The following is a 14554-nucleotide window of genomic DNA, read 5'->3' as shown; positions in this document are numbered from 1 at the left end:
GTCCTTTCCGCAGTCCTTGCCGCGTCATCGCTGTCACAGCCCGTCTTCGTCCGGCACAAGGTCAAACGCGACGATATAGCGGGTGGCCATGTTATAGGCGGCAATAGTGGCGACGACATCGGCCATTTCGCGGTCGCCATCGCAGGTGGCGCGGGCGGCGGCAAAAGTCGCATCCGACACGGTAACGTGGCGGGTCATCTCGACCACCAGCGCTAGCAGGGCGCGATCTGTGGCGTCGAACAGGTCTGCGTCGGCGGCGGCAACCGGATCGTCACACAGCGCGTCGAGCTGCGCCGGGGTGCCACCCGCCTTCAAGAATGCGCCGCCGTGTGCAACCCGCTCGTACTCGCAGCGGTTCAGCACCGCGACCGCGGTCATGATCATCTGCGATGCGCGCGGTGCCAGCGTCAGCTCCGCCGCGACGGCACGGATCAGCGCGTTCCACCCTGCGGCAAAGGCCGGGCTGTGCAGCAGCAGCTGGTCCACCTTCAGCAACTTGCCCCCGCGCCGTTCGAGCAACGGGTCGAGCAGGCTGGCGGGTACACTGCCAAGGTCCTGAAGCAACGGAATTCTAGCCATGGCATCCTCTTCGTTTTTGCCGCGCGGACGGCTCGCCTCCACTTCCGCCTTGCTCACCCGGTGCCCGCACGGGAAATTGCCATTTTCGATCCGCGCCATCAGCGTAACCGATTTGGCAAGCGGGCGCCGACGGCGATAGGCGATGGCCAACGGCCGGGCGCAGAACCGGCAGCCATCAAGCAGGATGTTCCGTGAGGGCAGACGCCATCAATACCTACCCGGCGGCAATCGATATCCGCACGCTGATCGCCGAACGCCCGATGAGCGGCGCGCAGATCGCGGGCGTGGCAACGACGCTGGCGCTGACCATGGCGGACGGGTTCGACATCCTGTCGATGAGCTTTGCCGGGCCGCAACTGATCGCCGAAACCGGGATGAGCAAGGCGGCATTCGGCATCGTGATGGCGATGAACCTGGCGGGCATCGGCATCGGCTCGGTCTTACTGTCGGCCCTAGCCGATCGGTTCGGGCGGCGCCGGGTCATCCTGGCGGCGATGCTGGTCATTTCGGCGACGATGGCGCTGACCGCGCTGGCGCAGACGACGGTTCAGCTTTGCATTCTGCGCTTTGCGACGGGGCTGGCGATCGGCGCGATGGCGGGCCCCTCGCTGTCCCTGGCCAGCGAATATGCCAATGCGCGCAACCGCGTGCTGACTGCGTCGGTGATGTCTTTGGGCTTTCCCGCCGGGGCGACGCTGGGCGCGTTTGCGGCGTCGGCGATCCTCGCGGCTTATAGCTGGCACGCGCTGTTCGTCGCCGGGGCGATTCTGACGCTGGCGGTGGCTGTCTGCGCGTTTTTCACCTTGCCAGAGTCCATCGATTTCCTGGCAGCGCGCGACGATCCTGCCGCGCGCCGGACCTTGCTAGCGATTGCATCGCGCTGGGGCATCGCCGGCCCAGTCCACGTCGCGCCAACCGCCCCCCACACGCCCGGCACCTCGTTCGCCGGGCTGTTCGCCCCGGCAATGCGCGGCACCACGGCGGCGATGCTGGGGATCAACTTCCTGATGATGAGCACGGTCTATTTCTTTCTCGGCTGGCTGCCGCAGATCGTGGCCGACCGGGGTTTCGATGCCGCGTCCGCCGCCTCGGTCAGCATGGTGCAGAACATGGGCGGGGTGGTCGGTGCGATCGCAATGGGGTTGCTCGCCCGCCGGTTCGCCGCGGTGCCGGTGGCGGCGCTGGCGCTGGTGGCGACCGCGATCGGCGTCGCCTGCTTCGGCGGCTTACCCGCGGCATTGGGCCCGTTGCGGATCGTCGCCGCGTTAGAGGGCTTCTTTGCTGTCGCGAGCATCGCGGGCGTCTATGGCATCCTTGCCACCGCGTTTGCCACCAACATGCGATCTACAGGGATCGGCGTGTCCATGGCCAGCGGACGGCTGGGTATGGTTGTCTCTACGGTGTTGGCCGGATTTTTATACACGTGGGGCTGCTCACCCGTCGCGATCGGCGCGCTGTTGGCGACTGGAGCGGTGGGCGCAGCGTTGGTGCTGGCCCGGTGGGCCGCGAGGCCACGGCCCTGATCCGACCGCAAAGGCTTGACGAGGACCACCGAAGGCTGTTCCTTCGCCGCTTGGCAAAAGGCACGGCGCGTTGAACCCACAACTGTCTCGTATCGATCTCAACCTGTTGCGCATCCTCGACGTGCTGCTGACCGAAAAGGGCGTGACCAAAGCGTCTCGCAAGCTGTTCCTGTCACAACCCGCAGTGAGCGGTTCACTCCTGAAGCTGCGCGAAATCTTCGACGACGAACTGCTGGTGCGCACCGGGCGCGAGATGGAACTGACCCCGCGTGCGCGCCTGCTGGCGGAACCGGTGCGCGAGGCGCTGCTCAATATCCAGAACATCCTCAACCTGCATGAGGATTTCGACCCCGCCAGCGCCAAGCGCACCTTTCGCATGGCGATGTCGGACTATTGCCTGATGACGATTATGCCAGGGCTGGTCCGCCGCGTGGCGCGGGCCGCACCGGGTGTGGCCCTGATCGCCGAGCCGGTCGCGATCGACACGTTCGAGCGGCTGGAATCGGGCGCGCTCGACATGTGCGTCATGCCCGATGCGCGCCGTTCGCTGCGCCGGCCCGAACATCCTGACATGCTGCACCTGCGCACGCTCTACACCGATCACTTCGTGTGCGTGGTCGCCGCCGATCACCCTGTCGGTGCCGCGATGACGCAGGCTGATTACGAACGCTATCCCCACGCCCGCGCCTATTTCGGCGAGAAGATGCGCACGGTCGACGGCGTTGCGGTAGAGGAGATGGGCATCACCGTTACCTATACCGTGCAGGTTCCCGCCTTTTCGCTGTTGCTATTCCAGCTTCCCGGCACCGAGCTGATCGCCACGGTTCCTGCCGGGATCGTGCGCACGCTCGGTTCGATGCTGGCGGTGCGCACCGTAGCTCCACCCTTCCCGCTGCCCCCGATCGAGGAGTGCATGATGTGGCACGCCCGGTTCGACGAGGATCCCGGCCACCGCTGGCTGCGCGACCTGATCGCAGAGGAAACCGCGGCCGGCACCGCCTGACGGCGCGCCACCCTCACCCGCATCGGTGCCGATGATCGACGCGATTGGAAATGGCGATTTCACCGCGTCACGCTCCGCCGATAGGACTGACCCGACCGCAAGACAAAGGGCCGGATGATACGGTCACGCCGGCCAGCGAGAGGGGTACGCCATCATGTCCGTCAACGGCATCAAATCGCTGCGATACCGGGTATCGGACCTGGCCGAATGCACGCGCTTTTTCGACGACTTCGGGCTGCTCCGCCATGATGCCGGATGCACGGATCGGCTCACGCGCTACGCCTTGCAGGAAGGATCGTCGATCGAATTGGCTGAGGGCGTACCGCCGATCGCGGGCAGCACGATCGTGGGTGACGGGGTCGAACGCATCGTCTGGGGCGTCGACGGGGCAGACAGTTTTGCCCGACTGACCGACGACCTGGCCCGCGATCACGATCTGACGGAAGCGGGCGACGGCACCATCGCCTTCGTGCCCGATTTCGGGATACCGATGGCGCTGGCTCCCTATGCCAAACGGTCGATCGTGCAGGCGCCCGATCCGGTCAATTCGCTGGGCCACGTCGGCCGTATGAATCAGCATCGCAAGTGGCGCAAGCGCGCCCGGCCGAAAACCATCCAGCACGTCGTCTTCCAGCTGCGCGAGTATGAGGCGGCGACCGAGTTCATGATGACGCGTCTGCATTTCCGGATTAGCGACGTGCAGGAAGGCTTCGGTCGCTATCTTCGCGCGCCGGGCGCCATAAACCATCACAACCTGCTGTTGCTGAACGCCGACGCGCCGCTACCAGGCGCCGATGGCACGACGCGGTTCCACCACGCCAATTTCGGGGTCGAGGACCTTGACGAGATCATGCTGGGTGCCAACCACATGACGCGGCAGGGCTGGCCCCCGTCGGACATGGGGCTGGGCCGACACCGAATCGATTCGGCGCTGTTCTACTACCTCCATTCCCCGGCCGGGGGCGAGGCGGAGTATGGTGCCGATAGCGACTACGTCGACGACAACTGGGTGCCGCGCCGCTGGACCGTACCGCTGTTCGCTTATGCGCAATTCGCGCACAATCTGCCGCCGTTCCTGATGGAAGAGCCCGAATGGCGGGTCGAATATCTCGACCCCAAGGGCTGAACCGCCGCACCGCCTAGGCCCTGCCGAGAAATAGAGGATTGCCCGCCCGATGATGTACGAGCCGTTCGATGGAAACTATGTGTGGAACCTGTCGGTCTGCATGGCGCTGGAAATGGGCGGGGTGATGGGCGAGATCGGAGCCGCCAACGCCACCGTGCGGCTGGCCGCGCAGGAAGGCGAGGACGGCGGCACCGAGGCATTCTTCCGTTCGTGGGGCGACTTGGCCGACCGGCTGCGTGATCAGGGCGATGCCGCGATGGCCGCCGGTCACGCGATCACCGCCGCCGAAAAGTACCAGCGTGCGGTCGCCTACTACGTCACCGCCGAACGGATGCAGAGCCGCGACTACACCCCGCGCCGCGCGATGTACGCGACGATGAGCGAAACGCTCGATAAGGCGATCGCTACCGGCGAGGTCAACTGCGAACGGGTCGAGATCCCCTATGAAGGCAGCAGCTATCCGGCGCTGTTCGTGCGTGGCCATGGCGAGGGCCCGCGCCCGTGCATGGTGTTCTGCAACGGTCTAGACAGTACGAAGGAGATGATCTTCCTCGTCGTGCGCGAGGCATTTGCGAAACGCGGCATATCATGCCTGATGGTGGACCAGCCGGGCAGCGGCGATGCACTGCGTAACCGCGGATTGCCCGCGGTTATCGCCTCGGAACGCTGGGCCGGCGCGGCAGTGGACGTGCTAGGGGCTCGCGCCGATGTCGATCCGGTACGGATCGGCATGATCGGCTGGTCGCTGGGCGGCTATTTCTCGCCCCGCGCCGCCGCCTACGAACCGCGTTTTGCGCTTTGCGTCGCATGGGGGGCGAACCACAACTGGGGCGCCCTGCAACAACGCCGCCTGGCGCGCGAGGGCAAGATGCCGGTGCCGCATTACTGGGACCACGTCATGTGGGTCTGGGGCCAGCGCGACATGGCGACCTTCATGGACTTCGTGCCCGACATCACGCTGTCGGGTCATCTCGACCGGATCAAGGTGCCCTTCCTCGTCACGCACGGGTCCAACGACCGGCAGATCCCGCTGGCCGATGCGCACCGGAGCTTCGCCGAGGCGGCGAACAGCCCTGACAAGGACCTGAAGATCTTTACCGAAAGCGAGGGCGGGGTCGAACACGTCAGCGCCGACAACACCGAACCGGTGCTGAGCTTCATCGCCGACTGGGTCGCCGACCGGTTCGTGCCAAGGGGCGTGCGATGACGCTGATCCGCCAAGGCGCGGGGCCGAACCCGCTGATCGGCTTCACCGTCGATCGCGGCGCCATCGGCCATCGCGGGCACGACCTGCAGCGCCCAGAATGCATTCTGGCCGAACGCGACGGCAGCCTGTGGACGGCCGATGCCCGCGGCGGCGTGGTGCACATCGCGCCCGATGGCCGGCAACGCGTGATCTGCCAGTCGGAGGAGGCATCGGGCGGTACGGGCAATGAACAGCGCCTGATCGACGGCACCCTGCCCAACGGGCTGGCCTTAGCCGCCGATGGACAAATCCTAATTTCGAACTTCGGCACCGACCGGCTGGAACTGATGGATCCCGAAACCGGGGCGACCCGTGTCCTGCTCGATGCGCTGGAAGGCCAGCCGCTTGGCAAGGTCAACTTCGTGCTGCGCGACAGCCGCGACCGCGTCTGGGTGACGGTGACGACGCGGACCAACCCCTGGACCGAGGCGATGAATGCGCGGCTGGCCGATGGTTACCTGTTGCTGATCGACGAACGCGGTGCGCGCATCGTCGCCGACGGGTTCCAGTTCACGAACGAGATCCGCTTCGACGCGGCAGAGGAATGGCTCTACGTCGCCGAAACCACGGGCAAGCGCGTGACCCGGCTGCGCATCGGCGACGACGGCGTGGTGACAGACCGCGAGACTTTTGGTCCCGATGGCCTTGGCGCCGGGGTGATCGACGGCATCGCCTTCGACGCCTACGGCAACCTGTGGGCGACGATGATCTTTGCCGACCGGCTGATCGCGATCACCCCGCAGGGCGACGTGCTCGACCTGCTGGACGATGGCGACGCGGCGGCGACCGCCCGGTTCGAGGCCGCCTTTGCCACCGGCGACCCCGTCCCGTTTGACCTAATGATGGAATGCGGCGGCCCGATCGGCAACTGGATGGCCAGCGTCACCTTCGGCGGGACCGACCTTCGCACCGTCTATCTCGGCAGCCTGCGCGGCAGAACCCTGCCCTGTTTTCAAAGCCCCGTCGCGGGCCTGCCGATGGTGCACTGGTAACCGCAAGCCGATGGAGGGAGAGAACCGCATGGCCGGACAGGCAAACGACGCAACCACCGACGTCGTCATCGTCGGCGCGGGTCCCGCAGGGCTGGCGCTGGCCATCGAACTGGGCATGCGCGGCATCGCCTGCCGCGTGGTGGAGCGGCGCGAGCGGGCGGGCCACGCCCCCCGCGCCAAGCTGAGCAACGTACGCACCGCCGAACTGTTGCGCCGCTGGGGCCTGCAGGACGCGTTCGAGGCGGCGGCGCCGTTCGGTGCCGACTATCCGTCGAACATCCTGTTCGTCACCCGGCTGGGTGGGCCGCTGATCGCCCGGATCGAGCATGCCTTCGGGTGCCGGCCTGGGCACGATCCCCGTTTCTCCGCCCATGCGCAGTGGATACCGCAATATCTGCTCGAACAGGTGATGATGGACCACGTCGCCACCCTCCCGTCGGTCACCGTCTCGTTCGGCGAGGAATTGCGGGCCTTCGCGCAAGATGGCGACGGCGTCACCGCGACGATCCGCACCCTGGCGGGCGGCACCGAGCATGCCGTACGGGCGCGCTATATCGTTGGGGCCGACGGGGCGCACAGCACGATGCGGTCGCTGATGGGCGTGACGATGGAGGGGCAGAGCGCCCTTTCGCGCAACTATAACATCATCTTCGAGGCGCCGGGCCTTGCCGAAACGCATGGCCACGGACCCGGCGTGATCATCTGGCAGTTGAACCGCGACGTCCCCGGCGTAATCGGCCCGATGGACAGCGGCGATCGCTGGTACTTCATGCCGACCGGACTGGCTGACGGCGTGACCTATTCGAAGGAAGAAGCGGCAGAGGCGATCCGCATCGCAACGGGGATCGACCTGCCTTACACCGTCCTGTCGTCCGACGAATGGATCGCCAGCGGATTACTGGCCGATCATTACGCCGACGGCCGCGCCTTCCTGATCGGCGATGCCTGCCACCTGCACCCGCCTTATGGCGGGCACGGCATGAACATGGGCATCGCCGACGGGCTCGACCTCGGCTGGAAGCTGGCGGCGGTGCTGCAAGGCTGGGCCGAGCCCGCGATGCTGGATACTTACGAGGGCGAACGGCGTCGGGTCCACCAGATGGTGATCGCCGAAGCGCTGTCGCACCACGAAATGTCGCCCAACCAGCTGGTTCCCGAAGGGATAGAGGACCCCGGCACGCAGGGCCAGGCAATTCGCCAAAAACTGGGCGAGATCATTCTGACCAAGAAACAACCGCAGTTCCATAGCCTAGGGGTGACGCTGGGCTATTGCTATCAGGGATCGCCGATCGTGTTCGACGAAGGTGACGAACGGTGGGAACCGGACCATGAATACGAACCCAGCGCGATGCCCGGCTGCCTTGCGCCGCACGCGTGGTTGGATGCCGAGGTTTCTCTCTACGACTGGTTCGGGCCGGGATTCACCCTGCTGGTCCTTGTCGCCGGGCACGACGAGGTGGTAGCCGAGGCGGTCGCGCGGGCCAAGGCGCTGGCGATCCCGTTGAAGGTGGCGCGGTTTCCCGATGCCGGGCTCGAATCGCTATATGAAGCGCCGTTGGCGCTGATCCGCCCCGACCAGCATGTTGCATGGCGCGGCGAAGATCTTCCCGCCAACTTGTTCGAACGGGTCACGGCGCGCCAGGTGCACAGCCCCGTCACGCCCGCATGACTTCATTTTGAAACGGTGATGGCTAGTCTATCCTCCGGCCACCGCGCGACGCACCGCACTTTCAGTGCCGGAAGAGGACTGGCGTTCGGAATTGGCCGGCATGTGCGCCCGCATCCGCGCTCTGCGCGCTCGGCTTGGCGGGGCGCATCCGGCGCTCGCACCGGTCGCGCGCCAACAGGGCCTGTTCGCGCTCCTGCCTATCGGCCGTGCGAGCGTGGCGGAGCTGCGGGAGCGGCATGCGATCTACATGCCGGATTCCGGCCGCATCAACATAGCTGGTCTGCGCGAGGAAACGGTTGGGCAGTTCGTCTCCGCCCTTGCTCCGCACCTTCCCTCCTGAAAGGCACGACCATGGCCGATCAAGGAGCGAAAAGTTGGCGATGGTGTTGTCAGAGCAACTGTACCGCGCCCCTTCAAGGGCAGTTCTACCGCCGTGTGCTCCGCCTATTGGAGCAAGCGCCCCCTAATTCGGGAACAAGCCGAACGCGCTCGCTACGATGCGCAAAAAGTGGAGATTTACTGTCGGTTGAATAGGGGGAGAAGGACGTGGGAGTATGCCGTCTAATCCTGAGTGGCGAGGCAGCTTATGCTGCCTCGCACTGACCGACGCCGTCGTCGGGGCCCTGCGCGCGGTGGTGTCACGAGACGAGCTCATCTCGCTGATGGGAGCCGTTGCGCGCGAGATGGGTTTTCGCCATTATGCGCTGATCCATCATGACGATCTCCGGGAGGCACGGTCCGACCGCGTCGATCTCAAGGACTATCCCCCGGCGATCACTGATCGCCTGATCGGCCAACATCTTTATCGCCGTGATCCGATCATCCGCGCCTGCATCTTCGCTGACAGCGCATTCCTCTGGTCCGATTTGTCCCGCTTCATCCATCTGGACCGGCAGGATCGCGCCAGCTTCGAGCTCGGCAGGCACGAAGGCCTGAACGAGGGCATCACAGTGCCCTATGCCCGGCTCGGTGATCGCATGGGATCGTGCACCTTCGCGGGCATGCGCCACCCTGAGCTTGCGCACCGTTATCTTGGGGCCGCGCAGATGATCGGCATCTTCGCGTTTCAGGCCGCACGGCGGCTGATATTGGGAGAGGTGCCGATTGTCGCGGCCTTGCCAAGGCTACATCCGCGTCCCCGTGACTGCGTCATTCTGGCAGGGCGCGGCTATTCGAACAAGCAGATCGCGCGTGCGCTTGCGCTGGCGCCGCGCACCGTCGATGGCTATTTGACGGAGGCGCGTCGTCTGTTTGACGCGCATGATCGGACCGAGCTTGTGGTCAGCGCTGTGCTCGCCGGCGAGATCGGGCTGGACGAACTGAAGGCCCGTCAACCCGAGTAATCGCTCGGTCTATTTTGACCCGCGCAATGCTGCTTCCCTCCTGCGTGGAAATCACGACCGGGAGCACATCATGATCCACGTCATCGACAACCATCTGGCGGCAGGAAACCAGCCGCTGCTTCGGTCCATGTTCGCCGACCGCAAGCGCCTCTTCGTCGACCTGTTCGGCTGGGATGTGCCGGTGGTCGACGGCCAGTACGAGATGGACCAGTTCGACAATGCAGATACAATCTACCTGATCGCCGCCGATGAAGACGGCGGACACGCGGCGTCGATCCGGCTGTTTCCGAGCACCCGCCCGCACATGCTCGGCACGCTCTTTCCCCATCTCTGTCCGTTCGGTGTGCCGGTCGACGAGGCGACCTGGGAAACCACGCGGCTGTGCCTGCCCCAGCGCCACGGAGCCGAGCGGCGCCGCGAGCTGCGAAACATGCTTTTCTCCGCGATGGTCGACGTTGCGCTCGATCGCGGCATCGAGCGCTACACAGGCGTGATCCCGGACCCGTTCCGTAAGGAAGTGCTGTCGCTGGGCTGGCAGGCCGAACCGCTCGGACCCGCGGTGCGCATCCCGGGCGGACCGATCGGCGCCTTTCTTATCCACGTCCGGCCGGACACGCCCGAGCGGCTTGGCTGGACCGGCGTCTATTCTCCCGTGCTTGACCGGCTGACGGCGTGAGCGCCGCGGTCGATCGCTACGCCGCGACGCTCGCGCGCGACGGCTGGTGCGTGTTCGGGCGGGCGGTCGAGCCCGCGCTGATCGCCGGCATCGAGGCGGACCTCGATCCTCGCTTCGCCGCTACCCCCTTGTGCCAGGGAGCCTTCTACGGAGAGCGGACCAGGCGCTTCGGTTCGCTGCTGACCCGTTCGCCGGCGATCGAGCGGCTGGCGATGCATCCGCTGGTCTTGGAGATCGTCGAGCAGATGCTGCTGCCATGGTGCGAGCGGATCGCGCTCAACCTGACCCAGGCGATCGAGATCCATCCCGGCGCGCTGCCGCAGCTGCCGCATCGCGACCAGGATATGTGGCAGGGTCCGAAGGGCGGCCTCGAATATCTCGTCAACGTCATGTGGCCGCTGAATCCATTCACGCGCGAAAACGGTGGCACGCGGCTGTGGACGGGAAGCCAGTTCGATCAGGACGTTCCCGTCCTTCCTGAAGAAGAGTCGGTCGTGCCGGCGGTGATGCCCGGCGACGCCCTCATCTTCCTCGGCTCCACGCTCCACGGCGGTGGCGGCAATGTCAGTAACGCACCGCGGCGCGGGGTCGTGATCAGCTACTGCCTCGGCTGGCTGAAGCCGTTCGAGCTGCAATGGCTGGTCTATCCGCCACAGGTGGCGCGCCACTTCTCGCCGGAACTTGCCGCGCTGGTCGGCTACGCCCAGCACCGACCCAACCTCGGCAATGTCGAAGGACAATGCCCGTCGATCCTGCTCGGCGGCCATGTGCCGGACCATCTTCCGGCCGTCGATGCGCTCCGGCCGGACCAGGCCGAGGCTGCCGCGATGTTCGTCCAGTCGCAGATGGGCGAGCTCGGCTGAGCCCCGCGACGTGAGCACGCCCGATCCCGCTGCCTTCGAGGCCATCGTCCGCCGGGGACGCAGCGCGCTGGCATGGGAAGTACTTCGGCGCGACCCGGCTTATCGTGCAGCCTTTGCCGGCCTGCCGGCATTGCCGCCGGCCGGGGTAGCCGCCGATGCCGACTTCGCGGCACGCTGGGGGCTGCACTTTCCCTGAAGATCCGGCCCGGACGTGCGCCTGCGTGCTGCCGGTCTGGTCGGCGGCCATCGACCCGCGCGTGCTCGCCGTCCGGGCTTTGGAGCCTGTTGCTGCCGCCGGCGCACGCCTCTTCGACGCGCTGGCGGTCGATGCGCGGTTCGTGCGCGGGCCACACGCCGAACATCTCCTGATCGAGCACGGCGGCGAGGTCATCCGGTTCGACGTGATCGATGGCACCGCGGCGGCCGGACCGGTAACGCTTCGTTTCGATTTGGCCGATGACGATCGGCTTCCAGCTCAAATCTCAACGCTCAGCGCGTACCGTCGCGCGACCGTCCCGGCGCCCCGGCATGCTCAACTGGGAAATCGGCTCCTCGCCTTGCAAGCCTCTGACGCGCGAAGCACCGGAGCCAGCCTGCGGGAAATTGCGGACATCATCCTTGGACCCGGCACATGGCCGGGCGAAGGTGAGCATCGGAAATCGCTTGTCCGTCGGATGCTCGTCGCCGGCGAGCGCATGATTGGCGCGGGCCCGCACCCCATTCTTGCTGGACGCTAGGCACTTTCGTCGATCGGTTGAACTAGATCGGCGGGCATGGCGTCAATCGCTTGAGCTAGCATCCATATGGAGATCGCAGTGGGGTTGCGCTGGCCGCGCTCAAGCCACCCGATATAGCTCTGCGAAAATCCGGATTTCTCGGCGACAGCTTCCTGGGTCAGCCCTTTGCTCTTCCGCAGTCGAGCAAAATTGCTCCCTATGACCTTGCGCATGTCCATCGACCCACGGTCGAGGAATTGCCTCCGGTGGGTTATTCATTATATTTAATATCGCTGATGGCTGTGAACTGCGCGAAGAGAGAGAGATGGATACCCTTGATCGTCTAGCGCCGTCTGGCGACGTTGCCGTCGACTATGACCGCCGCCACCTGGCCCTGTATGCTGCCCTTTTGGACGCGGCCGACGCCGGCCGGGCATGGCAGGAAGCCGCGACGTCGCTGATGCGGCTCGATGTCACCGAGCCCGACGCGGAGGCTTGTTGGCGTTCCCATCTCGAGCGCGCGCGCTGGATCGTCGGCGACGGTCTCGGGATCGCGATTGATGCGTTCAACCAGCGCGGGCCTGAAATCAAGGTCGAGTAGAGCCGGCGCCTCGCGAGTTCGTTTAAGTGGCTGCGCGATGGAATCGGCGATCGAATGGAGCTATTCCGGCATCGTGGATAGCAGCGACGATGCAAGGGCCTTTCTGATCGCCCGGACCTGATCGCCGAACATGGCGACGACGTCGCGCGTTTCCTCCAGGACAGGATCGACGCGTTCATTGCCGCGCACGATTATGAGGAGCTGTCGGAATGGTTCGTCATCCGGAATGCTGTGGCGCTCTCGCTGGGATCCGGTCCAACCTTTCAATAGTCGATCCGTATTGCGCGGCATTTCCCGCGGGATTGGCCGGACCCTGAGGCTTCGCGCATAACCGCGAAACACCTCCCCGATGCTCTCCATCTTTATTGAAAACGAGATGCAAATTGGCGCCTCGCACGTTCGTGCGACCGCGCTCTACTCCGACCGCCGCCAAGGCGCCGGTCTCCGCCGAGCCCCTGGCGGGTCTCGGCCGTCCGGTCACGATCGCTGGCGTGACGATGGACGCCGCGCGTTCGCGCGGCGGCGTTGCTTGTGCCTCTCCCGGTACGGCGGGTGCGGGCGGCGCTCCCGGCTAGGCCCGTCGCGGCCTGCGGCAACCCCTCCGCTACGCTTCGGGGTGCTCCACTTGCGTTCCGCCCTGACGGTGCCGCCGGCCACTGGAGCCGGGCCTCTTGGTCGCATTTCGCCGCCCACCCCCGCCTTCCGGGGAGGCTTGCCGCTTTTTGGGTGGCGATGGAGGATAGCGATGCGAAATGCCGCCAACCGTCGTTCCCGCCGCAAGGGTGCGGGCGAAGATCGTCAGACCGAGAACCGGGCGAACCTGTATGATGAGGTGACCGCGCGGATCATTTCCGAGCTTGAGGCCGGGCGTTTGCCGTGGGTCCAGCCGTGGGGCGCGGCGGGCAGCGCCGGACCCGGATTGCCCCGCAATGCCCTCACCGCGCGCAACTATTCGGGCGTCAATGTCCTGATCCTGTGGGGGGCGGTCATCGAGCATGGCTGGCCTTCGCAATCGTGGCTGACCTTCCGGCAGGCGCAGGAGGCGGGCGGATGCGTCCGCAAGGGCGAGCATGGCGTGACGGTCGTCTATGCCGACCGCTTCACCCCCGAGGCCGAGAAGGAACGCGCCTCGCGCGATGGCGACGAGGCCAAGGCGGTGCCGTTCCTCAAGCGCTTCACCGTCTTCAATGTCGCGCAGTGCGAGGGGCTTCGTGCCGGGCTGGCGTCCGATCCCGCGCCGCTGCCCGAGCGCGAGATCGTGCCCGTAGCCGAGGAGGTGATCGCTGCGTCGGGCGTGGATTTCCGCATCGGGGGGACACGCGCCTTCTATGTGCCCGCCCATGATTTCGTGCAGGTGCCGCCGCAGCCCGCCTTCTTCGAGCAGGTCAATTATTACCGGACCTGCCTGCACGAACTGACCCATGCCACCGGCCACGCCAAGCGGTTGAACCGTGACCTTACCAACGGTTTCGGCAGCAAGGATTACGCGCGGGAAGAACTCGTTGCCGAGATGGGCTCGGCCTTCCTCTGCGCCGCGCTCGGCATCACGCCGACCGTGCGCCATGCCGATTACATCGGTTCGTGGCTTGAGGTGCTGCGCGAGGACAATCGCGCGATCTTCCGCGCGGCCAGCGCCGCGACCAAGGCCGCCGACTGGCTTCTGGCGCGCCACCGCGAGGCGCAGGCCACGCAGGCAGACGGGAGGATCGCGGCATGATCCTCCTGACCCCCGAACTGCGCTTCGCGCTCCGCGCCAACGACATTTCCCGCCGCGGCTGTGACGAGAAGGGACAGCGCTTCGATCCGCCACCGGTGGTCAAGCTGTTCAATCCGCTTGGCGCGGCGACATGGCTGGCGACCGAACTGGACGAAGACGGCGACACCCTGTTCGGGCTGGCCGACCTTGGGTTCGGCTGCCCCGAACTCGGCTATTTCAGCCTGTCCGAGATCGCCGAAGTCCGCCTGCCCTTCGGCCTGTTCATCGAGCGCGACCTGTCGTTCGAGAGCGCCTTTCCGCTGACCATCTGGACCGAGTGGGCGCGCCGCGCCGGTTCGATCCTGTGGGCCGAAACCTTGTTGCGCCGCGCCGTCCAGACCCGCGCGGCCCCTGATCTTCCGCACCGTCCGGGCGAACCGGGCGGCGGTTGAAGCGCGGGCGGCGCGCTTCGCCGCCAATCCGAAAACCGGCCCGCCATCCCAGCAAAGAGCGACGGACCG

Annotated in this window: 19 protein-coding genes; 16 read left to right on the top strand and 3 right to left on the bottom strand. The window is 66.0% G+C overall.

Going from position 1 to position 14554, the window contains the following annotated elements; genetic code table 11:
* Window positions 1-33 precede the first annotated feature (33 nt).
* Window positions 34-678 carry a carboxymuconolactone decarboxylase family protein gene (locus AC2A04_RS09645; RefSeq protein ID WP_484212108.1) on the bottom strand — a complete coding sequence of 215 codons (645 nt, stop codon included), beginning with the start codon at window positions 676-678 and terminating at the stop codon, window positions 34-36.
* A 92-nt stretch (window positions 679-770) separates the two neighbouring features.
* On the opposite strand from AC2A04_RS09645, the gene AC2A04_RS09640 reads away from it, so the two are divergent.
* The 12 genes from AC2A04_RS09640 (at window position 771) to AC2A04_RS09585 (ending at window position 11757) form a co-directional block, all read left to right on the top strand.
* Complete coding sequence (locus AC2A04_RS09640) at window positions 771-2102, top strand: MFS transporter (protein ID WP_484212107.1); 1332 nt, start codon at window positions 771-773, stop codon at window positions 2100-2102.
* 70 nt (window positions 2103-2172) lie between these two features.
* The gene (locus AC2A04_RS09635; RefSeq protein ID WP_484212106.1) at window positions 2173-3105 is read left to right on the top strand and encodes a LysR family transcriptional regulator; all 933 of its coding nucleotides are present in this window, start codon (window positions 2173-2175) and stop codon (window positions 3103-3105) included.
* Window positions 3106-3259: 154 nt separating this feature from the next.
* Window positions 3260-4231, top strand: a complete 972-nt coding sequence (locus AC2A04_RS09630; RefSeq protein WP_484212105.1) for a VOC family protein — start codon at window positions 3260-3262, stop codon at window positions 4229-4231.
* Window positions 4232-4280: 49 nt separating this feature from the next.
* The gene (locus AC2A04_RS09625; protein ID WP_484212104.1) at window positions 4281-5438 is read left to right on the top strand and encodes an alpha/beta hydrolase family protein; all 1158 of its coding nucleotides are present in this window, start codon (window positions 4281-4283) and stop codon (window positions 5436-5438) included.
* Entirely contained in the window at window positions 5435-6469 is a 1035-nt protein-coding gene (locus AC2A04_RS09620) for an SMP-30/gluconolactonase/LRE family protein (protein ID WP_484212103.1), read from the top strand. The genes AC2A04_RS09625 and AC2A04_RS09620 overlap by 4 nt, the downstream gene beginning before the upstream one ends.
* 28 nt (window positions 6470-6497) lie before the next feature.
* On the top strand, window positions 6498-8138 hold the full coding sequence (locus AC2A04_RS09615; protein ID WP_484212102.1) for an FAD-dependent monooxygenase: 1641 nt from the start codon (window positions 6498-6500) through the stop codon (window positions 8136-8138).
* Between the two features lie 100 nt (window positions 8139-8238).
* Window positions 8239-8478: an aminotransferase class I/II-fold pyridoxal phosphate-dependent enzyme gene (locus AC2A04_RS09610; RefSeq protein ID WP_484212101.1), complete on the top strand. Its 240-nt coding sequence runs from the start codon at window positions 8239-8241 to the stop codon at window positions 8476-8478.
* A 214-nt stretch (window positions 8479-8692) separates the two neighbouring features.
* Window positions 8693-9481: a LuxR family transcriptional regulator gene (locus AC2A04_RS09605; RefSeq protein WP_484212100.1), complete on the top strand. Its 789-nt coding sequence runs from the start codon at window positions 8693-8695 to the stop codon at window positions 9479-9481.
* Window positions 9482-9551: 70 nt separating this feature from the next.
* Window positions 9552-10157: an acyl-homoserine-lactone synthase gene (locus AC2A04_RS09600; RefSeq protein WP_484212099.1), complete on the top strand. Its 606-nt coding sequence runs from the start codon at window positions 9552-9554 to the stop codon at window positions 10155-10157.
* Window positions 10154-11020 (top strand): phytanoyl-CoA dioxygenase family protein, encoded by an 867-nt coding sequence (locus AC2A04_RS09595; RefSeq protein ID WP_484212098.1) that lies wholly within the window; start codon window positions 10154-10156, stop codon window positions 11018-11020. Before AC2A04_RS09600 ends, AC2A04_RS09595 begins: the two co-directional genes overlap by 4 nt.
* A gap of 10 nt (window positions 11021-11030) precedes the next feature.
* Window positions 11031-11216, top strand: a complete 186-nt coding sequence (locus AC2A04_RS09590) for a transcriptional regulator domain-containing protein (protein WP_484212097.1) — start codon at window positions 11031-11033, stop codon at window positions 11214-11216.
* A 25-nt stretch (window positions 11217-11241) separates the two neighbouring features.
* Window positions 11242-11757 carry a DNA -binding domain-containing protein gene (locus tag AC2A04_RS09585; protein ID WP_484212096.1) on the top strand — a complete coding sequence of 172 codons (516 nt, stop codon included), beginning with the start codon at window positions 11242-11244 and terminating at the stop codon, window positions 11755-11757.
* On the opposite strand, the gene AC2A04_RS09580 is transcribed toward AC2A04_RS09585, so the two are convergent.
* On the bottom strand, window positions 11754-11975 hold the full coding sequence (locus AC2A04_RS09580) for a helix-turn-helix domain-containing protein (protein WP_484212095.1): 222 nt from the start codon (window positions 11973-11975) through the stop codon (window positions 11754-11756). The two genes, AC2A04_RS09585 and AC2A04_RS09580, sit on opposite strands and share 4 nt — an antisense overlap.
* A gap of 86 nt (window positions 11976-12061) precedes the next feature.
* Between AC2A04_RS09580 and AC2A04_RS09575 the strand changes: the two genes are divergently transcribed.
* Entirely contained in the window at window positions 12062-12337 is a 276-nt protein-coding gene (locus AC2A04_RS09575) for a hypothetical protein (RefSeq protein WP_484212094.1), read from the top strand.
* A gap of 60 nt (window positions 12338-12397) precedes the next feature.
* Here AC2A04_RS09575 and AC2A04_RS09570 read toward each other — a convergent pair whose 3' ends face one another.
* Window positions 12398-12628, bottom strand: a complete 231-nt coding sequence (locus AC2A04_RS09570; protein ID WP_484212093.1) for a hypothetical protein — start codon at window positions 12626-12628, stop codon at window positions 12398-12400.
* Between the two features lie 110 nt (window positions 12629-12738).
* On the opposite strand from AC2A04_RS09570, the gene AC2A04_RS09565 reads away from it, so the two are divergent.
* The 3 genes from AC2A04_RS09565 (at window position 12739) to AC2A04_RS09555 (ending at window position 14485) form a co-directional block, all read left to right on the top strand.
* Entirely contained in the window at window positions 12739-12912 is a 174-nt protein-coding gene (locus AC2A04_RS09565) for a hypothetical protein (protein ID WP_484212092.1), read from the top strand.
* A gap of 170 nt (window positions 12913-13082) precedes the next feature.
* Window positions 13083-14054: an ArdC family protein gene (locus AC2A04_RS09560; RefSeq protein ID WP_484212091.1), complete on the top strand. Its 972-nt coding sequence runs from the start codon at window positions 13083-13085 to the stop codon at window positions 14052-14054.
* A complete protein-coding gene (locus AC2A04_RS09555; protein ID WP_484212090.1) occupies window positions 14051-14485 on the top strand; it encodes a DUF2958 domain-containing protein in 435 nt (144 codons plus the stop codon). Before AC2A04_RS09560 ends, AC2A04_RS09555 begins: the two co-directional genes overlap by 4 nt.
* The last annotated feature ends 69 nt before the right edge of the window (window positions 14486-14554 follow it).

The sequence above is a fragment of the Novosphingobium sp. HNCC26DJ243 genome (genome assembly GCF_057180545.1).
This window is presented reverse-complemented; position numbering and strand designations above follow the sequence as displayed.